This is a genomic window from Nocardioides bruguierae (assembly GCF_023554635.1).
Lineage (GTDB): Bacteria > Actinomycetota > Actinomycetes > Propionibacteriales > Nocardioidaceae > Nocardioides > Nocardioides bruguierae.
On sequence record NZ_JAMJPH010000028.1, the window covers coordinates 140,083 to 160,788 of the forward strand.

18 protein-coding genes, 1 pseudogene and 2 riboswitches are annotated in these 20,706 nt (G+C 75.6%); of the genes and pseudogenes, 7 read left to right on the plus strand and 12 right to left on the minus strand.

Annotation, left to right across the window (positions count from 1 at the left end; translation table 11 throughout):
• Positions 1 to 28: 28 nt before the first annotated feature.
• The gene (locus M8316_RS16170; RefSeq protein WP_250056254.1) at positions 29 to 1,606 is read left to right on the plus strand and encodes a sulfatase family protein; all 1,578 of its coding nucleotides are present in this window, start codon (positions 29 to 31) and stop codon (positions 1,604 to 1,606) included.
• Between the two features lie 25 nt (positions 1,607 to 1,631).
• Positions 1,632 to 2,558, plus strand: coding sequence for an ROK family protein (locus M8316_RS16175; protein ID WP_250056255.1), 927 nt, complete (start codon positions 1,632 to 1,634; stop codon positions 2,556 to 2,558).
• Between the two features lie 129 nt (positions 2,559 to 2,687).
• Here the strand turns inward: M8316_RS16175 and M8316_RS16180 are convergent, their stop codons facing one another.
• The 7 genes and pseudogenes from M8316_RS16180 to M8316_RS16215 form a co-directional block, all read right to left on the minus strand.
• Entirely contained in the window at positions 2,688 to 2,996 is a 309-nt protein-coding gene (locus M8316_RS16180; protein WP_250056257.1) for a DUF202 domain-containing protein, read from the minus strand.
• A gap of 11 nt (positions 2,997 to 3,007) precedes the next feature.
• Complete coding sequence (locus M8316_RS20805) at positions 3,008 to 3,370, minus strand: YidH family protein (protein WP_272495367.1); 363 nt, start codon at positions 3,368 to 3,370, stop codon at positions 3,008 to 3,010.
• Entirely contained in the window at positions 3,367 to 4,629 is a 1,263-nt protein-coding gene (locus tag M8316_RS16190; protein ID WP_250056259.1) for an aldehyde dehydrogenase family protein, read from the minus strand. The genes M8316_RS20805 and M8316_RS16190 overlap by 4 nt, the downstream gene beginning before the upstream one ends.
• A gap of 266 nt (positions 4,630 to 4,895) precedes the next feature.
• Positions 4,896 to 7,339: pseudogene (gene cobBC / locus M8316_RS21330) on the minus strand (bifunctional hydrogenobyrinic acid a,c-diamide synthase/histidinol phosphate aminotransferase CobBC).
• Positions 7,336 to 7,950: a cob(I)yrinic acid a,c-diamide adenosyltransferase gene (gene cobO, locus M8316_RS16205; protein ID WP_250056265.1), complete on the minus strand. Its 615-nt coding sequence runs from the start codon at positions 7,948 to 7,950 to the stop codon at positions 7,336 to 7,338. The pseudogene cobBC and the gene cobO overlap by 4 nt, the downstream one beginning before the upstream one ends.
• On the minus strand, positions 7,950 to 8,624 hold the full coding sequence (gene bluB / locus M8316_RS16210; protein ID WP_250056267.1) for a 5,6-dimethylbenzimidazole synthase: 675 nt from the start codon (positions 8,622 to 8,624) through the stop codon (positions 7,950 to 7,952). Before bluB ends, cobO begins: the two co-directional genes overlap by 1 nt.
• Positions 8,621 to 10,732 carry a VWA domain-containing protein gene (locus M8316_RS16215; RefSeq protein WP_250056269.1) on the minus strand — a complete coding sequence of 704 codons (2,112 nt, stop codon included), beginning with the start codon at positions 10,730 to 10,732 and terminating at the stop codon, positions 8,621 to 8,623. The genes bluB and M8316_RS16215 overlap by 4 nt, the downstream gene beginning before the upstream one ends.
• A 24-nt stretch (positions 10,733 to 10,756) precedes the next feature.
• A riboswitch (cobalamin riboswitch) is annotated at positions 10,757 to 10,894 on the minus strand.
• Between the two features lie 46 nt (positions 10,895 to 10,940).
• Between M8316_RS16215 and cbiE the strand changes: the two genes are divergently transcribed.
• A complete protein-coding gene (gene cbiE, locus M8316_RS16220; RefSeq protein WP_250056271.1) occupies positions 10,941 to 12,620 on the plus strand; it encodes a precorrin-6y C5,15-methyltransferase (decarboxylating) subunit CbiE in 1,680 nt (559 codons plus the stop codon).
• 51 nt (positions 12,621 to 12,671) lie between these two features.
• On the opposite strand, the gene M8316_RS16225 is transcribed toward cbiE, so the two are convergent.
• From M8316_RS16225 to M8316_RS16240, 4 genes are read right to left on the minus strand one after another with little or no spacing between them, the layout of a single operon-like run.
• Positions 12,672 to 13,439: a cobalt-precorrin-4/precorrin-4 C(11)-methyltransferase gene (locus M8316_RS16225; protein ID WP_250056273.1), complete on the minus strand. Its 768-nt coding sequence runs from the start codon at positions 13,437 to 13,439 to the stop codon at positions 12,672 to 12,674.
• A 10-nt stretch (positions 13,440 to 13,449) separates the two neighbouring features.
• Complete coding sequence (locus M8316_RS16230; RefSeq protein WP_250056275.1) at positions 13,450 to 15,003, minus strand: precorrin-2 C(20)-methyltransferase; 1,554 nt, start codon at positions 15,001 to 15,003, stop codon at positions 13,450 to 13,452.
• Positions 15,000 to 15,686 carry a precorrin-8X methylmutase gene (locus M8316_RS16235; protein ID WP_250056277.1) on the minus strand — a complete coding sequence of 229 codons (687 nt, stop codon included), beginning with the start codon at positions 15,684 to 15,686 and terminating at the stop codon, positions 15,000 to 15,002. The genes M8316_RS16230 and M8316_RS16235 overlap by 4 nt, the downstream gene beginning before the upstream one ends.
• Positions 15,683 to 16,627, minus strand: coding sequence for a ferredoxin-like domain-containing protein (locus M8316_RS16240; protein ID WP_250056279.1), 945 nt, complete (start codon positions 16,625 to 16,627; stop codon positions 15,683 to 15,685). The genes M8316_RS16235 and M8316_RS16240 overlap by 4 nt, the downstream gene beginning before the upstream one ends.
• 76 nt (positions 16,628 to 16,703) lie before the next feature.
• Positions 16,704 to 16,822: riboswitch (cobalamin riboswitch) on the minus strand.
• A gap of 301 nt (positions 16,823 to 17,123) precedes the next feature.
• Between M8316_RS16240 and M8316_RS16245 the strand changes: the two genes are divergently transcribed.
• The 4 genes from M8316_RS16245 to M8316_RS16260 are packed head-to-tail and all read left to right on the plus strand — an operon-like array spanning position 17,124 to position 20,079.
• Positions 17,124 to 17,360, plus strand: coding sequence for a CbtB domain-containing protein (locus M8316_RS16245; RefSeq protein ID WP_250056281.1), 237 nt, complete (start codon positions 17,124 to 17,126; stop codon positions 17,358 to 17,360).
• 9 nt (positions 17,361 to 17,369) lie between these two features.
• Positions 17,370 to 18,188, plus strand: a complete 819-nt coding sequence (locus M8316_RS16250; protein WP_250056283.1) for a CbtA family protein — start codon at positions 17,370 to 17,372, stop codon at positions 18,186 to 18,188.
• Positions 18,185 to 19,252: a nicotinate-nucleotide--dimethylbenzimidazole phosphoribosyltransferase gene (gene cobT / locus M8316_RS16255; protein WP_250056285.1), complete on the plus strand. Its 1,068-nt coding sequence runs from the start codon at positions 18,185 to 18,187 to the stop codon at positions 19,250 to 19,252. Before M8316_RS16250 ends, cobT begins: the two co-directional genes overlap by 4 nt.
• Positions 19,253 to 19,290: 38 nt before the next feature.
• A complete protein-coding gene (locus M8316_RS16260; protein ID WP_250056287.1) occupies positions 19,291 to 20,079 on the plus strand; it encodes an adenosylcobinamide-GDP ribazoletransferase in 789 nt (262 codons plus the stop codon).
• Between the two features lie 23 nt (positions 20,080 to 20,102).
• Here M8316_RS16260 and M8316_RS16265 read toward each other — a convergent pair whose 3' ends face one another.
• Entirely contained in the window at positions 20,103 to 20,684 is a 582-nt protein-coding gene (locus M8316_RS16265; protein ID WP_250056289.1) for a bifunctional adenosylcobinamide kinase/adenosylcobinamide-phosphate guanylyltransferase, read from the minus strand.
• Positions 20,685 to 20,706: the final 22 nt, after the last annotated feature.

The window sequence follows — 20,706 nt, forward strand, 5'->3', positions numbered from 1 at the left end:
CACGCCCGAGACCACGAGGAGACCCCACGTGCGCATCATCTACATCGACGTCGACACCCTGAGGGCGGACCACACGACCCCGTACGGGTACCACCGCGACACCACGCCGAACCTCCAGGCCCTGGCCGACCGGGGCGTCACCTTCGACCGCTACTACGGCTCGGACTCTCCGTGCCTGCCCTCCCGCACGGCGCTGTACTCCAGCCAGTTCGGCATCACCAACGGCGTCATCGGTCACTTCGGGGACGCGGCCCGCTACCGGCTCGACTCCGGTCACGCGCCGCACCCGACCCGGCCTCTGTTCGGCCAGCTGCTCCAGGCCCACGGCACCTACACCGCTGCCGTGTCGATGTTCGCCGAGCGCCACCGCGCCTACTACTTCCTCGGCAACTTCCGCGAGACCATCCGCGCCACGGGTGAGCTCAACGACGAGGACGGCGCCGACATCAACCGCGTCGGGCTGGACTGGATTCGCCGGCACGCGGACGAGGACGACTGGTACCTGCACCTGACGTACTGGGAGCCCCACACCCCCTACCTGGCAGACCCGTCCTGGACGCGGAAGGCCGCCGAGTCCGGCCCCGTCCAGGAGTGGCCGGATGCCGCCACGATCGAAGCGCACCAGGAGGTCTACGGGCCGCGCACGGCCCGCGACCTGCACTACGCCGGCTTCCCGCTGCCCAGCCCGGTGCCCGCGAACATGCCCGAGCAGATCGGCGACCGGGCCGACTTCGAGCACCTGATCAACGGCTTCGACGGCTCGATCATGTACTGGGACTCGCTCTTCGGCGAGCTGCTGGCCACCCTCGACGAGCTCGGCATCGCGGAAGAGACCGCGATCATCGTCTCCGCCGACCACGGCGAGTCGCTGGGCGAGATGGGCTCCTACGCCGAGCACGGCAACGCAAACGAGCCGGTGCACCGCCTGCCGCTGGTCATGTACTGGCCGGGCGTCACCGACGACCTCCCCGACGAGGCCCGACACCGGGACGAGATGCTCTACAACATCGACCTGGCGCCCACCTTGTGCGAGATGCTCGACATCGCGCCCGGCTCCGGCTGGCAGGGGCGGTCCTTCGCGGCCGCGATCTCCGGTGGCGAGATCGAGGACCGTGAGTACCTGGTGCTCGGCCACGGCGCGCACACCTACCAGCGCGCCGTCCGCACCAGGGAGCACCTCTACGTGCGGACGTACCACCCCGGCGCCAACTTCGTGGAGTGGGAGTCGCTGTACCACGTGCCGAGCGACCCGCACCTGACGGAGAACCTGCTGGACAAGGAGCCCGTCCTCGCCAACGAGATGCGTGCCCATCTCACCGAGTGGTGGAACGAGCTCGCCGGGCGTCCCGGCGCGCTGCCGGACCCCATGCAGACGACCCTGCAGACCGGGCCGACCTATTACAACGACCCGGTCACCTACGCGCAGCACCTGCGCGACACCGGTCGTGCCCACCTCGCCGATGACCTGATGGAGCGGCTGGCGGCCGCGTCCGGCGCGACGCCGGTCTCCTGGCATGCACAGGAGCCGTCCTGGACGCCCGAGCGGCACCACCAGTGGGCCCGGATGATCTTCGGCGAGGACGCCGAGAAGGAGCCCGCCCAGTGAGCCCGCGTACGACCCACGCGGGCCGGTGGGTGTGAGGGTCGGCGTCGACGTCGGCGGCACCAAGGTGCTCGCCGGCGTCGTCGCCGCGCCGGAGGGGCCGGTGCGCTCGCGCACCTCGTGGGCGACGGTCGGTGACCCGGCGCCCTACGAGACCCTTCTCGCGCACGTCGCGCAGCTGATCGCCGACCTCGGCGGCCCCGCCGCCGTGGACGGCGTGGGCGTGGGCGTGCCCGGACCGCTCGACCCCACCGGCGAGCAGTTGAGCGTGGCGCCGAACCTCGCGGGCCTCGGCCGACGCGGGTTGCGCACTGAGCTGGAGCAGGCGTGGGGCGTGCCCGTCCGGCTCGAGAACGACGCGAACGTCGCCGCCCTGGGAGAGGCCCGAGCAGGGGCGGGACGAGGCTCCGACTCGTTCCTCTACGTCTGCCTCGGCACCGGTATCGGGGGCGCCGTCGTCCACGAGGGCGCCCTGGTGCGGGGCGCTTTCCGGGCCGCCGGGGAGATCGGACACGTGCCGATCCGGCCGGGCGGGCTGCCCTGCGGGTGCGGCGGCCGCGGCTGCTACGAGCAGTACGCCTCCGGCACCGCTCTGGGCCGCCTGGCCCGCGAGCGCGGCTGGCCGGACTCCCACAGCCTGGTGGCCGCCGCGGCCGCCGGAGACCTGCCGGCGATCGCCGTACTCGACGTGTTCGCCGACGCTGTCGCGGAGGGGCTCGTCCACGCGGTCCTGCTCCTGGACCCGGAGGTCGTGGTGCTCGGCGGCGGCGTGGCCGCGGCCGGCACGCTGCTCTCCCGTGCCGTCGAGCGCGCGCTGGGCGACCGGCTCGTCACCCGTGCCGCCGAGCCGCTGCCGGAGGTCCGCACGTCCACACTCGGACCGGACGCGGCCGTGCTCGGTGCCGCCTACCTCGTGGATCGGCCGACCGCGCCCTTGCGTGCGCGCGCGGGATGATGGAGGGGTGGAGGCAGGTCGCACGAGGTCGCTGCATGGCTTGCGGCACCCGGCCTGCCGAGGGCGGCTGTCGGCGCTGGAGGAGCCCGTACTGCTCACACGTCGTATCCACCTCAGCGACCCTTGCCCTCATCGCGCCCAGAGGAACACGGCACCCAGGAGCCCCAGCACGACCACCGTGGACCCTGTTGCCAGCACCGCGACATCAGCGCCGACCCTGTGCGCGTCGAGGTGTCGGCCCGAGTAGGACCTGGAGGACCCGACGAGGACCAGCACGACGGCGGGCATCGTGACGAGTGCCCACACCGCGGCGGCGGGTCCCCAGTCGTGGAACGAGAGTCGCACCATCGCCAGGCCGACGACGGCCACGGAGAACGCCGTCCTCCGCCAGGCCAGTGCGGTCCGCTCGTTCTGCAGGCCCGGGTCCTGGGCCGGCACGCGGGCGTATCTCACCAGAACGCCGCCCACAGAAGCACACCAGCGAGCACGAGCCCCACCGGGAGAACCCCCACCCACAGGAAGCCGGGAAGGGCACGCCCCTCCCGCATCGCACGTTCGGCCCGCGCCCACCGCAGGGTGGCGATGCCGGACAGAAGCACGCCCAGCAGCACCAGGACCGAGGCGAGCACCGTGCCGGCGGCTCCCGCACCGGCCGGCGCGAGCAGGTCCGCTCCGACGCCGCCGGCAATGAAAGCCAGAGCGGTCCTGATCCAGGCCAGGAAGGTGCGCTCGTTCGCGAAGCTGAAGCGGTAGTCCGGCTCGTCGCCCTGGTCGTAGACCCACCGAGGCCGCCGGACGTGCTCGCTGGTCATGACCGCGCCTCCCCCACCGTCGGTGCGACGCCGGAGCCGAAGGACAGCGTCCGGGTCTCGAGGAAGGGATCGACGCCCAGGGCCGAACCCTCGCGTCCCCAGCCCGCCTCGTCGAAGCCGCCGAACGGGAGCCTGGGCGCATTGGGCGATCCTGTGTCGATCCCGATCATGCCCACCCGCAACCGCGACGCGAAGCTCGACGCCTCCTGGCGGGACCTCCCTGCCACGTATCCGCCGAGCCCTCTGCGCCACCCGTTGACCTCCCGGGACACCTCTTCCGGGCTGTCGAAGCCGCGCAGGAGGAGGAGCGGTCCGAACACCTCGGCGGCCCACGACGCGGAGTCGGATCGCACCCGCACCGCGGTCGCAGGCACGTTGCGCGTACCCCCGCTCATCGCGGTCCCCACTGCGGACTCCCCACCATCACGCACGGCAATGTCGGCCAGTGCTCTGACGGAGTCCGCAAGCTCATCCGTGCGCAGCGGGCCGAGATCGGACTCGGGATCGAACGGGTCGCCCGTGACCATGGAGGACACCCTGGCCACGACGGACTCCCACACCTCGTCGACCAGGGACTCGTGCACGAAGACGTTGTTCGCAGCGATGCAGGAGCTCCCGTTGTTGCGGAACTTCGCCACCATGAGGTGGTCGACCGCCCGGCCGACGTTCGCCCCCGGAAGGATCACGAACGGGGCTCGTCCGCCGAGCTCGAGCACACTGCGCTTGAGTGTGGCGCCGAGACGCGTCGCCAGGCCGACTCCGACCTCCGTCGACCCGGTGAAGGAGGCCGCCCGCACGTGGTCGCTGTCCACGAGCTCGTGGGCCTGGTCCCGCCCACCCAGGACGACGCCCACGCAGCCGGCGGGCAGGTGACGGTCGCAGGCGCGTGCGAGGGCGATGGCGCTGAGCGGTGACAGCGGAGAAGGCTTCAGCACGACAGGGCAGCCTGCGGCGAAAGCGGCAGCGAGCTTGCGCGCCGGCAGCGAGAGCGGAAAGTTCCAGGCGGTGATGGCGGCGACCACGCCGACAGGCACGCGATGAACCTGTGCCCGGTCATCGGTCCACTCGTGCTCGAGTCGTTCCGCGACCGAGGCGAACCAGTCGAAGTAGGCAGCGCTCATCTCGACCTCCGCCATCGCCTCGGGGTGACGCTTGCCGGTCTCGCGCACGATGAGGGGGGCGAGGTCATCCGCATCACGAGCCAATTCCTCCCGAGACAATGTCAGGACAAAGTTGGCAGCATTGATTGCCGATGTCAAGCACATGATGGCGCGATCAGACGGACCTACCGCTAGAGCGGTCAGCCGAACCAGTCAGGCGCGGTGCGCGGGGTAACGGAACCCAAGCGCGCTCGGACCGTGTGGGGACTGGTGAGCCAGCGGCCGTGGCGTGCGGCGAGGACTGTCGGCGACGGTGGCCAGATCCACCGCGCCTGCTGGACCGCCTCAGAGCGTGCCGCGCGGTCAGCGTCCGGCCGTTCACCAGTGACGCCTACCAGGGCCGAGGTGAACGCAGCGAACCCCGGTCACGGGCCGCAACCGCGCATTCCGCATGCTTCCAGTGCCCGCAGCAGCACGGCCACGGTGGCCGGCGGTCTCGCGGCCAGGCGGACCCAGCCGTCGTCGAGCCCGGGGAAGGTGTCGCAACGCCGCGACGCTACGCCGACCTCGCGCAGACGCCGGTGCGTCCCCTCACCGAGCCTGGCGAGGAGGAACGGCGCGCTGCCCGCCACGACCTCCACCCCGCGCGCGCGGAGCTGCGTCGCCATCGAGGCCGACCAGTCCGACAGCTCGGTCGCACGCCGGGCCTGCTCGGCAGCCCCCTGCGGCGTGCTGATGGCGAGGACCGCCGCGCACGCGGCGGCCGAGAACGACCACGGCGGGCGGGCGGCGCGGAGTGTGTCGACGTCGTCCGGGCCACCCAGCAGGTAGCCCGCGCGCACGCCCGGGATCGCCCAGGTCTTGGTGAGGCTGCGGACGACCACGACGCCCTCCACGGGAGATCCCGCGAGCGAGGAGGGCTCCCCGGGCAACGCGTCCATGAACGCCTCGTCGACCACGACGAGCCGGCCGGGCCGGGTCAGCGCCAGCACGTCCTCGCGCGGGTGCAGGACCCCCGTGGGGTTCGTCGGGTTGCCGAGGACGACCAGGTCGGCGTCCTCGGGGACGGCCGCCGTGGCCAGGCGGTGGTCGCCGGAGGTCAGCACGACCTCGACGCGGTGCCCGGCCTGCTCCAGCGCTGCGTGCGGCTCGGTGAACTGCGGGTGCACGACGACGGGCCGCCGCCACGGGCGCATCCGGGCGAGCAGGGTGAACGCCTCGGTGGCGCCGGCAGTGGCCAGCACCTCGCGGGGGTCGCGACCGTGGTTTCGGGCGAGCGCGACCTCGGCGGCGCGCGCGTCAGGGTAGGCGGCGACGTCCTCGACGCTGTCGCGCAACGCCTGGGCGAGCCAGCGCGGCGGACCGTGGGGGTGGACGTTGACGGCGAGGTCGAGCAGCCCGGCTCCCCGGACCTCGACGTCGCCGTGGTGCAGGAGGTCGGTGCCCGGGTCGCCCGCGACCCCGGGAACGCTCACCACGCGCGCACCGCCTCCACGAAGCGCTGCGCCATCTGCGGCTGACCGGCCCAGTGGGTGTGCAGGTAGGAGGCGTGCAGCGTGGGGCTCGTGAAGCCCTCGACCCCGCCTCCTGCTCCGAAGCCGGCGCCGTGCGGGCCGTCGGCCACCCTCCACGCGGGCGCCGCCCCGGCGGTCGGGGTGACGCGGGTGCGGTGGAACTCGTGCCCGGTCACGCTCTCGCCGACCCGGGTGAGCAGCGAGTCCGAGACCGCGACGGCCTCCGGGTAGCGCAGCGTCAGCCGCTCGTGCATCGCCGCGTCGGCGTCGATCGCGCCGATCATCGACACCCCGTCGAGGGTGCGGCACAGGTAGAGCAGCCCGGCGCACTCGGCGACGGTCGGGAGGCCCGAGCGCACCGCGTCGCGCAGCTGGCCCACCAGCGAGACGTTCTCCGCGAGCGCGTTCACGTGCACCTCGGGGAAGCCCCCGCCGAGGTACAGCCCTGCCACCCCGGCCGGCAGGGCCGGCGCGCTCGTGGGGTCGAGGACGACGACGTCGCAGCCCGCCGCACGCAGCAGCTCCTCGGTCTCGGCGTAGCGGAACGTGAAGGCGCGGCCGCCGGCGACGGCGACCACGGGGAGCGCGCCGGCCCGGGTCTGCGCGGGCCGGGGCGGGGCGAGCGGCGGGCTCCACGGCTCGACCTCGAGCTCCGGGGCGCTGCGTGCCACGTCCAGGACGGCGTCCAGGTCCACGTGTGCCTCGACCAGCGCGACGAGCGGATCGAGCTCGGCCTCGACCATCCCGCGCTCGGCGGCCGGCACGAGCCCCAGGTGCCGCGACGGGGTGGCGACGGACTCGTCCCGCGGCACCTGGCCGAGCACCGGCACCCGCACCGACGACGCCACCTCGGCGGCGTGCCGCGGGCTGCCGACGCGGTTGAGGATCACCCCCGCCACCTGGACGGACGGGTCGTACGTCACCAGCCCGTGGACGACCGCGCCCACCGTGCGGGAGGCACGGGCGCAGTCGACGACCAGCACGACCGGCGTGCGGGTCAGGGTGGCGACGTGGGCGGAGGAGGCGAAGCCGTCCGTGCCGACGCGGCCGTCGAAGAGCCCCATGACGCCCTCGATCACGGCGACGTCGGCCGGGCGTGGGGTGCTCGCTCCGTGCAGGAGCAGCGGGGCGACCCGCTCCTCGCCGACCAGGTGCGGGTCCAGGTTGCGCCCGGGACGACCCGTGGCGAGCGCGTGGTAGCCGGGGTCGATGTAGTCGGGGCCGACCTTGTGCCCCGACACCTCCAGCCCACGGCGGCGCAGCGCCGCCATCACGCCGGTGGCGAGGGTCGTCTTCCCGGCGCCGGTGCTCGGGGCGGCCAGCAGGACGCGGGCCAGGGCGTGGGAAGCGCTCACCACTCGATGCCCTTCTGCCCCTTCTGCCCCCGATCCATCTGGTGCTTCACCTTGGTCATGTCGGTGACCAGGTCCGCGGCCTCGACGAGCGCCGGGTGCGCGCGACGTCCGGTGACCACCACGTACTGCCGACCGGGACGGTCGCGGAGGGTGGAGACCACCTCCTCGACGTCCACCCAGCCCCACTCCATCGGGTAGGTGAACTCGTCGAGCACGTAGAGGTCGTGGCGCTCCTGCGCGATGGCGCGGCGCACCTCGGCCCAGCCCTCGGCGGCGTCGGCGGCGTGGTCCGTCTCCTCCCCGGCCTTGCGCGACCACGACCACCCGGCGCCCATCTTGTGCCAGGTCACGGGCCCGCCCTCGCCGGTCTGCTCGTGCAGCTCGCCGAGCCGCTCGAGCACGGTCTGCTCGCCGATCCGCCACTTCGCGGACTTCACGAACTGGAAGACCCCGACGTCCCAGCCCTGGTTCCAGGCGCGCATCGCGAGGCCGAAGGCGGCGGTCGACTTCCCCTTGCCGTCACCCGTGTGGACCATCAGCAACGGCAGCGAGCGGCGCTGCGCGGTCGTGAGCCCGTCGTCCGGGACGACGAGCGGCTTGCCCTGGGGCATCAGATCTCCTCACCGACGCCGCGCGCGCGGCCGCCGTAGGTCTCGTGGTGGACGGCGTCGGCCAGCGGACGCCGCGAGCGCCAGCCGTGGCGCTCGAGGTCGGGAACGGTCTGGCGGTGGCCGACGTGACCGAGGCAGAGCCAGGCGATCGGACGGACCCCCTCCGGAGCGCCGACCAACGCGGACAGCACCTCCTCGCGGTAGAACGACACCCAGCCCAGGCCCAGCCCCTCCGCGGTGGCGGCGAGCCAGAGGTTCTGGATCGCCAGGACGCTGGAGAACAGCCTGGTGTCCTCGACCGTCCGAGAGCCCAGGACGTGGTGTCCGCCGCGACCGGGGTCGTGGGTGACGACCACACCGAGCCCGCTCTCGCGCACCCCGTCGGTCTTGATCGGCTCGAAGACCGCCCTCCGGTCGGGAGGCAGCTCGGCCGCGAACGCCGCCCGCTCGGCCGCCACGTGCTCGGCGAACCGCACGATCGTCGCCGGCTCGCGGACCAGCACGAAGTCCCACGGCTGCGTCATCCCGACGCTCGGCGCGGCGTGCGCCGCCTCGAGGACGCGGCCCAGCACCTCGTCCGCCACCGGCTCGCCGGTGAACTCCGCCCGCACGTCCCTGCGGGCCTCGATGACGTCGTAGAGCGGGTGGCGGGCGGGACGGGTCGCCGCCGTCACGCCGCGCGTCCGCGGAGGATCGAGCCCCGCACGGCGGCGTCCAGCGCGGAGGCGTCGACGGTGCCGACGGGCAGGTGCTCGGCGCCCAGGCGGGCGGCGAGCGTGCGGGCCAGGCCGAGGCGCATCGGGCCGGCCTCGCAGTCGACGACGACGGTGTCGACGCCGTCGGCGGCCAGCACGTCGGCGGCCTCGAGAGAGCGGGTGAGGGCGTCGGGACCGCTGGTGGCGCGGCCATCGGTGACCACGACGAGCAGGGGACGTCGCGCGCCGGCACGGCGGCGCTCCCGGTCGAGCACGCGGGCGCACTCGGCGAGGCCCTCGGCGAGCGGGGTGCGCCCGCCGGCGGGCATCTGCTCCAGCCGGGCCGCGGCCACGTCGACCGAGCCGGTCGGCGGGAGCAGCAGCTCCGCGGCGCTGCCGCGGAACGTCACCAGGCCGACGGTGTCGCGGCGCTGGTAGGCGTCCAGCAGGAGGCTCAGGATCGTCGCCTTCACGGCCGCCATCCGGCTGCGCGCCGCCATGGAGCCGGACGCGTCGACGCAGAACAGGACGAGGTTGGCCTCGCGCCCCTCGCGGACCGCCTCGCGCAGGTCCGACCGCTCGATCAGCAGGCGGTCGCCGCCCCCGGCACCCGTGCCGCGGCCCCGCGCGGCCTGGTGCGGGATCGCCGCACGCAGCGTCTCCAGCAGGTGCAGCGACCCACCGCGGGACGCCGGGCGGGCCCCGGTGCGGCGGCCGGTGGCGGACTCGGCGCGGCTGCGGCGGCCGGCGTCGCTGCGGGACCTCCCCCGGGTCGTGCCCCTCGCCTGGAGCAGGCGGGTGCGGAAGGGCGCGTCCGCGGCGGCGGTGGTCGTGGGGCCGGCGGGCTGCTGCGGCGGCTCGGGCTGCGGCGCGTGGGGCTGCGGGGCAGGGACGTCATCCGTCCGTGCGGAGGGGACGTCCGGGGTGGATGACGTCCCGCCCTCGGGGGCGGTGCCGGGGCGCTCGTCGGTGGCGGGGCCGTCCGAGTCGCCGGGGCCGTCGCCGCCGCCGCCGCCGTCGGTGCCGCCGTCGGGGGTCGGGGGCTCGGGCTCGTCGTCCGGGCCGAGGGCGTCGTCGAGGGCCTGGTCGAGCAGGTCGTCGTCGAGGCCGGGGCTGTCGAAGGGCGAGCGGCGGCGCCGGTGCGGGAGCGCGAGCCGGGCGGCGACCCGGACGTCCTCGCGCGTGACGCCGGTGCGGCCGCACCAGGCGGCGTGGGCGACGGCGGCGCGGGCGGTGACGATGTCGGCGCGCAGCCCGTCGACCTCGAACGCGGCGCAGACCTGGGCGACGGCGAGCAGCATCGCGTCGCCCAGGACGACGGAGGCGGCGAGGTCCCGGGCGTCGGCGATCCGGGAGGCGAGCAGGTGCTCGTCCTGGGCGAAGCGGGCGACGAAGGCGGCGGGGTCCGCCTCGTAGGCGAGCCGACGGCGGACGACCTCGACCCGGGTCGCCGGGTCGCGGGGAGCGGCGACGTCGACGGCGAGGCCGAACCGGTCGAGCAGCTGCGGGCGCAGCTCGCCCTCCTCGGGGTTCATCGTGCCGACGAGCACGAACCGCGCGGGGTGGGTCAGCGAGACACCGTCGCGCTCGACGGTGGCGCGGCCGGTGGCGGAGGCGTCGAGGAGAAGGTCGACGAGGTGGTCGTGGAGGAGGTTGACCTCGTCGACGTAGAGCAGGCCGCGGTGGGCGCGGGCGAGCAGGCCGGGCTCGTACTCGGCGACGCCGTCGGCCAGCGCCCGCTCGAGGTGCAGGGAGCCGGTCACGCGGTCCTCGCCGGCGCCCACGGGCAGCTCGACGAGCCGCACCGGCCGGCTGGTGACCGCGGCGTCGACGCCGAACGGGCCGTCGGGCGAGACCTCGGCCTCGTCGTCGGGGTCCGTGGAGAACCGGTCACCCTCGACCACCCGCACGGGCGGCAGGACGCGCGCCAGCGCCCGCACCGCGGTGGACTTCGCCGTGCCCTTCTCGCCACGCACGAGCACGCCGCCGAGGGCGGGCGCGATGCTGGCCAGGACGAGGGAGAGGACCATGTCCTCGGAGCCCACGACGGCCGAGAGTGGGTAGGACAGGTCTGACTGCTGTGGCATGAGAGGCTCCCGCTCGTCCGCCATCGGATAGGACGCCGCGAGGCCGGTCTTCGGACTTCCGGTCTCGTGCATGGCGTGCACGTCCGGTCACCGCAGCGGGCCTGTGCCGGACTCTCACCGGCTTCCCAGATTCTCCTCCGCACCCCGGTCTCGCGGACCGTGGCTCGAGGCACCTCGTGGCTGTGCGCTCACGATAGCGTCGGCGCCCATGTCCTCGTCCGCCGCCCACGCCCCGATCGTCGTCGCCGCCTTCTGCCTCCTCGACGAGCAGGGGCGGCTACTCGTCGTCCGCAAGCGCGGGACGACCGCGTTCATGCTTCCCGGCGGCAAGCTCGAGCCGGGCGAGACCGCGCTGGCCGCCGCTCGCCGCGAGGTGGCCGAGGAGGTCGGGCTGACCAACCTCGTGGCCCGTCCGCTGGGCCACTGGACCGCGGCCGCCGCCAACGAGCCCGGCCGCACCGTGGTCTCGACCGTCTTCGTCGCCGACCTGCCGCGGGACTCCGCCGGCGCCGTTGTCGTGCCCGTCGTGGCCGGCGAGATCGAGGAGCTCTGCTGGCTCGACCCGGCGGACGCCGATCCCGCGGTGCCCGGCGGCCACGGCCTCGCCCCGCTCACCCGCGACGCCGTGCTGCCCGCCCTGCGCGCGCTGCGTGCCGGCACGGCTCCCCGGGTCGCCGTCGTCGGCATCGGCGCGGACGGCGACCTCACCGCGGCCGGACGCGACCGCGTCCTCGCAGCGCCCTCCGTGCTGGGCGCGCAGCGGCACCTCGCGCTGCTCCCCCCGCCCACGAGCCGCGCGGAGCACCAGGTCCGCGAGAGCTGGGGCCGCCCGTTCCGCGAGAGCCTCGTGGACCTGCTCGCGACGCATCCCGACGCCGTGGTCCTGGCCTCGGGCGACCCGCTGGTCTCCGGGGTCGGAGCAACCCTCGTGGACCTGCTCGGCGCCGACCGGGTCGAGGTGCTGCCGGCGGTCTCCTCGGTGGCGCTGGCCCGGGCCGCGATGGGCTGGGGCGAGGAGTCCTGTGCGGTCGTCACCGTGGTCGGACGTCGCGTCGAGCGCGTCCTGCGCGAGGTCGCCCCGGGCCGCCGGGTCGTCGTGCTGTCCTCGGACGCGACCACCCCCGCCGTCCTGGCCGCCTTGCTGGTGGCGACGGGGCAGGGCGCCGCGGCGCTGACCGTGCTGGCGGACCTCGGCGCCCCGACCCAGGCACGCTGGGACACCACCGCCACGGGCTTCGCCGCCCGCGACGACCTGGTCGACCTGCCGGCGCTGAACCTGGTCTGCGTGGAGGTGCCTCGTTCGGCCGCGGCCCACGGGATCGGCTGGGTGGCGGGCCTCCCGGACGACGCCTTCGAGCACGACGGCCAGCTCACCAAGCGCGACCTCCGCGCTGCCGCGCTCGCCCGGCTCGCGCCCTGCCCCGGCGAGCTCCTGTGGGACGTCGGCGCGGGGGCCGGGTCCGTCGGCGTCGAGTGGATGCGGGCGCACCCCACGTGCCGCACGATCGCCATCGAGCAGCACCCCGACCGCGTCGCCAGGATCGGCCGCAACGCCGCCCGGCTCGGTGTGCCCGACCTGGTCGTGGTCGAGGGCGGGGCGCCCGGATCCCTCGCCGACCTCCCGGCCCCGGACGCCGTGTTCGTCGGCGGCGGCGCCACCGCCCACGGGCTGCTCGAGGAGTGCCGCGAGCGGCTGGGCCCCGGCGGCCGGCTGGTCGTCCACGGCGTGACCCTGGAGACCGAGGCGGTCCTCGCCGAGGCGTACGCCGGGCACGGCGGCGAGCTGACCCGCCTCGCGGTCGAGCACGCTGCGCCCGTGGGACGGTTCACCGGCTGGACCCCCGCACGCACCGTCACCCAGTGGACCTGGACCAAGCCCCACGCCTGACCGCGGTCGGCTCCGTGGGGCGGGCAGCACCGCCGACCCCGGGGCGACGCATCAGTGCGGCGCACCCCGCGGGCGGTGCGCCGCGTACAACCAGGACTCACCCGCCGCGTCGACGGACTCCCCGAGCGCCCGTCCGACCAGCACGACCGCCGCCTGCCGCAGGCCTGCCGCCTCGACGGCGTCCGCCACGCAGGCCGGCCCGCCGACGGTGCCGCGCAGCACCAGCTCCCCGGGCTGGCTGGCGCGGTGCACGACCACGACGGGGCAGTCGGCGCCGTGCGTCGGCAGCAGCCGGTCGAGGTGCTCACGCAGCCGCGTGATCGCGAGGTGCAGGACGAGGGTGGCCCCCGTGGCCGCGAACGCCTCCCAGGTCTCCCCCTCCGGCATCGCCGAGGAGCGCGCCCGGGTGCGGGTGAGCACCACCGACTGGGCGACGAGCGGCACCGTCAGCTCCCGGCCCACCAGCGCTGCCGCGGCCGCGTACGCCGGGACGCCCGGCACGACCTCCCACGGCACGCCGGCCGCGTCGAGCCGTGCGGCCTGCTCGTGCAGCGCGGAGTACAGCGACGGGTCCCCGGACACCAGCCGCACCACGTCCTCCCCCCGGGCGTGGGCCTCCGTCATGACCGCCAGGATCGCGTCCAGGTCGAGCCGGGCGGTGTCCACCAGCCGCGCCCCCGACCGACAGTGCGAGAGCACCGCCTCGTCCAGGTAGGTGCCCGGGTACAGGACGACGTCGGCCACGCCCAGCAGGCCCACCGCCCGCAGCGTCAGCAGGTCCGCGGCGCCCGGTCCGGCGCCGACGACGTGCACGGTCACCGCACGCACCTCACCGGATCCACCGCGGCGTCCAGACGCGGCCGGCCGCGTCCACGCGCGTGTGCGACGCCCCGACCAGCAGCAGGCACTTCATGTCGATCGCCTCCGCGTCGAGCGCCCCGAGCGTGGTGACCTCCAGGGACTCCTCGGCCCGACCAACGTCCCGCCCCACCACGACGACGGTGTCGGGGTCGCGGTGCTCCAGGAGCAGCTTCTGCGCCCGCACCACCTGCTCGGTGCGGCTGCGCGAGGCCGGGTTGTAGATGCCGACGACCATGTCGGCCTCGGACAACGCGCTCAGCCGCCGCTCGACGACCTCCCAGGGCTTGAGCCGGTCGGAGAGGGAGAGCACCGCGAAGTCGCCGCCGATGGGCGCGCCGGCGCGGGCCGCGACCGCCTGGATCGCGCTCACCCCCGGGAGCACCCGGACGGGCACGGACGCGTAGCACGGGTCCTCGGCGGCCTCCAGGACGGCGGTGGCCATGCCGAAGACGCCGGCGTCCCCACCGCTCACGACCGCCACCCGCTCACCGGCCAGGGCGAGGTCGAGGGCCGCGCGGGCGCGGTCGATCTCCACCCCGTTGCCGGACGCGTGCCGGGTCAGCCCGGCGCGCTGCGGCACCCGGTGCACGTAGGGCGCGTAGCCGACCACGTGGTCGACCTGCGCCAGAGCCGCGGTGGCCTCCGCCGTGAGCCAGCCGCCCGGGCCGGGGCCGAGGCCGACGACGAGCAGCTCGGCCACGTCCGCGCCGGTCCGCTCGGCAGGGGTCGCTGGCGCTGCGGCGGGCGCGGTGGCGGGGCGTCGTCCGGCCCCGTGCAGCGAGTCGCCGGTGACGACGATGATCGAGAAGTACGGCACCGAGGTGGGGTCCACGTCCCGCACGGGCATCCGCCGCTCGACGTCGGTGGAGGCCCGCTCGACGTACATCGCGTGGTCGAGCCGCCCGGCGGCCTCGAGCGCACGACGCACGGCGGGGAACGTCCGGCCGAGCTTCATGATCACCGCCCCCTCGGTGTCGGCCAGGCGGCGCGCGAGCTCCGCCTCGGGCAGGGTGCCGGGCAGCACGGCGAGGACGTCGGTCTGCCTCACCAGCGGCCACGCCACCGTCGCGGTGGCGGCCGCGAACGCGGGCACGCCAGGCACGACGGTGGTCTCGAACCGCTCGGCGAGCCGGTCGTGCAGGTACATGAACGAGCCGTAGAAGAGCGGGTCGCCCTCGGCGAGCACCACCACGTCGCGGCCTGCCTCGAGATGGGCCGCGAGGCGACCGGCGGCCTCGACGTAGAAGTCCTCCAGAGCGCCCGCGTAGCCGCCCGGGTGGTCGGTGCGGCCCGTGGTGACCGGGTACGTGAGGCACTCCTCGGTCGCGGACGCCGGGATCAGGTCGGCCGCGACGGCCCGCGCGTTCGACGGCTTGCCGACGCCCGAGTGGTAGGCGACGACGTCCGCGGACCCGATGAGCCGCGCGGCCTTGAGCGTGACGAGCTCGGGGTCGCCCGGTCCGACGCCGACGCCCCAGAGGCGGCCGGGCCCGGGCGTCGCCCCGGAGCCGGGGGCGCTCACTCGGCCTCCTGGGCCAGGGCGTTGACCGCCGAGGACGCGATCGCCGACCCGCCACGGCGCCCCCGCACCGTCACGAAGGGGACGTCGATGCCGTGCTGCTCGCGCAGGTCCACCAGCGCCTGCTTGGACTCCGCCGCGCCGATGAAGCCCACCGGGCAGCCGACGATCGCGGCCGGCCGGGGCGCGCCGTCCACGAGCATCTCCAGCAGGTGGAACAGCGCCGTCGGGGCGTTGCCGATGGCCACCACCGCCCCCTCGAGCCGGTCCGCCCACAGCGAGACCGCTGCGGCACTGCGGGTCGTGCCCCACCGCGCGGCCAGCTCCGGGACGGCCGGGTCGGTGAGCCGGCAGAGCACCTCGTTCTCGGCGGGCAGCCGAGAGGCGGTGACGCCCATCGCGACCATCCGCGCGTCGCACAGGACCGGCGCGCCGGCGTCCAGCGCGGCGCGGGCGGCCGGGACGAGGTCGGGGTGGACGACGAGGTCCGGGACGAGGTCGACCTGGCCCGAGCCGTGCACCATCCGCACCGCCAGCCGCTCGGCCGACGGCGGCACCAGCGACAGGTCGGCCTCCCGGCGGATGGTGGCGAAGGACTCGAGGTAGATCGCCGGTCCACTGGTGGCGTACTCGTAGTGTCGCGTCGGGGCCTGCGGCCCTTTCGAGCCGTCGGTACGTGCCGTCATCGGTCCTCCTCCGTCGAGCGGGCGGCCGGATGGGCCGGACCCGGCGGCGCCAGGACCCCCCGCCAGGGCGTGACCACGAGGACGTCACCACGGCTGACGAGCCCGCCGACCGCCGCGGCGTCCAGCAGGCCGTCGGGCGCCTCCACGTGGTCGACCACCACGGCACCGGTGCCGCGCGCCCGGACGGGGCCGAACGGCAGCGGCGGTGACGCGACCTCGGCCCGGGGGTCGGGGGCGGACGGGGTCACGAGCGCGGCGCCGCCGCCCGGCAGCTCGTCGACGTGCCAGGGCGCCGTGGGGCCGTCCCCGCGGGACTCCAGGAACGCCCGGGCGAGCGCGACCAGGACCTCGGCGGCCCGGTCCAAGGGGACCACCGGGCCCCACGTCGAGCCCGCGCGCACCTGGCACCGGACGTCGTCGAGGGCCACCAGGCTCAGGTCTCCTCCCCGGGGGAGGACGTCGCCACGCCCGTCGTCGAGGACGTGCAGGAAGCGGCCAGGCAGCGCCGCGAGGGCGTGGTCGGCCACGATCGCCGCGTCGAGCGCCGCGGCGACGGGACGCAGGTCGGCGCGTCCGCCGACGAGGCCCGACAGCGGCGAGACCAGGACGTTGCGAGCCAGCTCGTGCGCGGGGTGAGGCACCAGTCCCGTGGCCCGCAGCGCGCGGTCGGCCGCCGGAGCCAGGCCGCCCTCCCTCCCGGCGGGCAGTCCGCGGACCTGCAGGTTCGCGCGACCGGTGAGGTGCACGGCGCCGTCACCGAAGCGGTCGGCCGCCTCCGCGAGCGACCCCAGGGCGCGGGCGGGGAGCAGGCCGCCGACGAGGCGCAGCCGGACCAGGAGCCCGTCGGTGGCGGGCCACGGCCGCGACACCGCCGGGCAGAGGTCACGCCGGACCCGGGTGGTGCCGGCAGGGCGTACGGAGGGTGCAGCAGGGGTGACCACGAGGCTCCTCGGGAGGTCCGGGGCTCGTGCGCGAAGCCCTCAGTCGACCTCGCGGCGGGTGCCGCAAGGACCAGCAGGTCTTCGGACTCGGGATCACTCGAACCGGGCGCCTTCCCAGGGTCTCCCCCAGTGGCGTCGTGCCCGGCCCGTCACCCACACCGCTGCGCGTCAGTCCCGGACTCTCACCGGGTTCCCGTCGCTGGCGGACAGCACGCTACACCTCTCGCCACGCCTCTCACCGGGGGCGCCTCCCGGGGGTCCGGTCCTCACGCACCGTCCAGGGCATCCGGACGGAGGACCCTGTGGGCACGTGCCCCGGTCGTGCCCTAGGCTGCCTCGGCGGGCACGAGGAAGTCGGTGGGATTCCGACACAGTCGCGCTACTGTGACCGTCCTCCTGGCTCCGGCACGACCGGGGGCCAGTGGGGCGGAAGTCAGACCCGAAGGTCCGCTTCCACCCCATCGAACAGGGACGCACTCATCCCTGAGGAGGACTCATGTCGCAGTCGACCTCTCTCGCCGGCACCACCGTCGCCGGCCCCGCACTCGCCCCGGAGACCGTCGCGGTCCCGCTCCGCGAGCTCGCCCCCTGGGCCTTCTTCCTCGGTCTCCTCGGCCTCCTCCTGCTGTTCTTCGTCGGTGCCGACCAGGGCGCCGTCTCGCTGCCGGCGGGCTCCTTCGTGCACGAGCTCGTGCACGACGGCCGTCACCTGCTCGGCTACCCCTGCCACTGAGGCGCGGACATGACCGCCCGCGCCTTCCTGGTCCGCGGGCTCCTCGCCGGGCTCCTCGCCGGTCTCGTCACCTTCGCGGTGGCGTGGACCGTCGGTGAGCCCTCGGTCGAGCGAGCCATCGCACTCGAGACCAGCGCCGAGACCAGCGCCGAGAGCACGCACACGCACAGCCACGACTCCGAGGAGACGGCCGGCGCGGCCGCGACCGAGGAGCACTCGCACTCCCACGGCGAGGACGCCCTCGTCCCCCGGTCCGTCCAGAGCACCGTCGGGCTGGGCCTGGCCACCGTCTGCGCCGGTCTCGCCCTCGGCGGCCTCGTCGCGATCGCGGCGGCGGCCGCTGCCGGGCGGACGGGCTCGCTGACGCCCGCCCAGTCCACCGCGGTCGTCAGCCTGGTCGGCTTCGTCGCGTTCGCCCTCGTCCCGTTCTGGAGGTACCCGGCCAACCCGCCGGCCGTCGGGTCCGGCGACACCATCGGCATCCGGACGGCCGGCTACTTCGGCTTCGCCGGCATCTCGCTGGTGGCGGCGGTCGCCGCCGTCGTCCTCGCGGTGCGCCTGGCTCGCCGGCACGACGCCTTCGCGGCCGTCGTCGCCTGCACGCTGGGCTACCTCGCGGTCGTCGTCGCGGTCGGCGCCGTCATGCCGACGGTGGACGAGGTGGGCGACTTCCCCGCCTCGACGCTGTGGGAGTTCCGCACCGCCTCGCTCGTCACCCTGGCCACGCTGTGGGCGGTGCTCGGCACGGCCCTCACCGGCGCCGTCGGCGCCCTGCACCGGCAGGCGTCCGGGGCCGCGGCACGACGCGAGCTGGCGGCCGGCCTGTGACCGCCTCCCCCGCACTGCTCGGGCCGCTCGGGCCGGTCGCCCCGCCGGAGCCGGTGGTCGCCGGCCTGGCGGCCGACCGGCTGGCCGGCCTGGCCACGCCCGCGGGCGCGCTCGGACGGCTGGGCGACCTCGCCGTCTGGGCCTCCGCAGCCCTCGGGTCGGTGCCCCCGCCGCTGCTCGACGGGCCCGGCGAGGTGCGCCTCGTCGTCCTCGCCGGGGACCACGGCGTGAGCGCCCACGGCGTCTCTGCCTACCCCGCCGCGATCACGCCCGCGATGGTCCACCTGGTCGTCGCCGGCCGGTCCGGCGTCTCGACGCTCGCCGCCGCGCACGGAGTGAGCGTCCGGGTGCTCGACGTCGGCGTGGACGACGACCTCGACGGCGCCCCCGCTGCGGTGCGCGACCACAAGGTCACCCGCGGCAGCGGCGCCATCCACCTGGTCGACGCGCTGAGCCACGACGACGCCACGGCCGCGTTCGAGGCCGGCCGCGTCGTGGCCCGCGAGGAGGTCGCCGCCGGCGGCCGCCTGCTCATGACGGGCGACCTGGGCATCGGCAACACCACCCCGGCCGCGGCGCTCGTCGCGGCCCGGCTCGGGCTGCCGGCCGACCAGGTCGTCGGCCGCGGGACCGGCGTGGACGACGAGGGGCTGGCCCGCAAGACCGCGGTCGTGCAAGCGGCGCTGGACCGCACCCTCGACGTCCACGACGACCCGTTCGCCACCCTCGCCGCCCTCGGCAGCGCGGACCTGGCGGCGGCCGTCGGGTTCCTCGTCGAGGCGGCCGGCCTCGGCGTCCCCGTGCTGCTGGACGGGTTGATGTCCGTGGCCTGCGCCCTCACCGCCGACGCGCTCGCACCGGGGGCGGCCGCATGGTTCGCCGCCGGTCACCGCTCCACGGAGCCGGCCCAGTCGATGGCGCTGGAGAAGCTCGGGCTCGAGCCGCTGCTCGACCTGGGCCTGCGGCTGGGCGAGGGCAGCGGGGCCGTGGCGGCCGTCCCGGTCGTCCGCTCCGCGGTGGCCCTGCTCGCGGGCACGGCGCTGCTGGGGGACGTCCTCCCGTGACCGGCAGACCCGCAGCGACCCCGTCCCGGGTGGGGTCGGTGCGGGACGCCCTCCTCCTCGCCGTCGGCACCCTCTCCGCGGTGCCCGTGCCGCCGCCGAGCCGCGCCTCGCTCGTCCCCCGGCTCGACCCGCGCGTCGCCGGCCTCGCGATGCTGCTCGCGCCCGTCGCGGTGCTGCCGCTGGGCCTGCTCGCGGCGCTGGTCGTCCTCGTCGGCGGCGCGCTCGGCCTTCCGACGCCGGCCATCGGCCTGCTCGTCGTCGCGGCCCTGGCGCTCGGCACCCGGGCGCTGCACTGGGACGGTCTCTCCGACGTGGCCGACGGCCTCACCGCCTCCTACGACCGCGAGCGCTCGCTGGCGGTCATGCGCACCGGGACGTCGGGACCGGCGGGCACCCTCGCCACCGTCCTCGTGGTCGGTCTCCAGGCCGCCGGCGTCGCGGCCCTGACGCGCGCCGAGCACGGCTGGCTGCTCGTCGGCCTGGCCGTCCTCGTCCCTCGCTGCGCACTCGCCACCTGCTGCGCGCGACCCGTCCCGTCCGCCCGGCCCGAGGGGCTCGGCGCGGGCGTCGCGGGCACCGTGCCGGTCGCCGCCGCCGTCGGCTCCTGGACGCTGGGGGCCCTGCTGCTCGCGCTGGTCGCGCTCGCGGCCGGGCCGTCCGGTGCCCTCGGCCCACTGGTGGTCACCGCGGTGGCCGCGGGGGCCTCGGTCCTGCTGGTCCGCCGCTGCACCGCCCGCCTCGGCGGCATCACCGGGGACGTCCTGGGCGCCTGCGTCGAGGCGTCCTGCGCGATCGTGCTCGTCGGTCTCGCGGCGGTCGTGGCATGAGCGCTCGGCCGGGACCGACGGCCTCAGAGCACCAGGACGCGCCCGGCGACCACCAGGTGCACCTCCTCGCACGCCGTGGCGAGGCGTTGGTTGACGGTGCCGAGCAGGTCCCGGAAGACCCGGCCGGACCGGTGCTCGGGCACCACCCCGAGGCCCACCTCGTTCGTCACCAGCAGCACCGGTCGGTCGGTCGCCGTCAGCGCGGCGAGCGTCGCGTCCACGCGCGCCTCGACCAGTGCCAGGAGCGCGGCGGACGGACGGTCCCACGCCTGCTCCTCGTCCAGGACGCCGGTCACCCACGTGCCGAGGCAGTCGACGAGCACCGGCTCGCCGGCACCCCGCACACCACCCAGCACGCCCGCGAGGTCGCGGGTCTCCACCGTCGTCCAGGCGGGCGGGCGTCGACGGCGGTGCGCGTCGAGCCGCGCGGCCCAGTCGGGATCGGAGTCCTCCGCGGCCGTCGGGCCGGGCGCCACGTAGACGGCCGGGCCGTCGCCGGCCCAGCCGCGCACGAGCTCCTCGGCGTGCCGGGACTTGCCCGAGCGGACGCCGCCGGTGACCAGGACGCGGCGGGCGCCGCCGGCGCCGTGGTGGTTGCTGCTCATCCGTCCTCCTGCGACGAGAGAG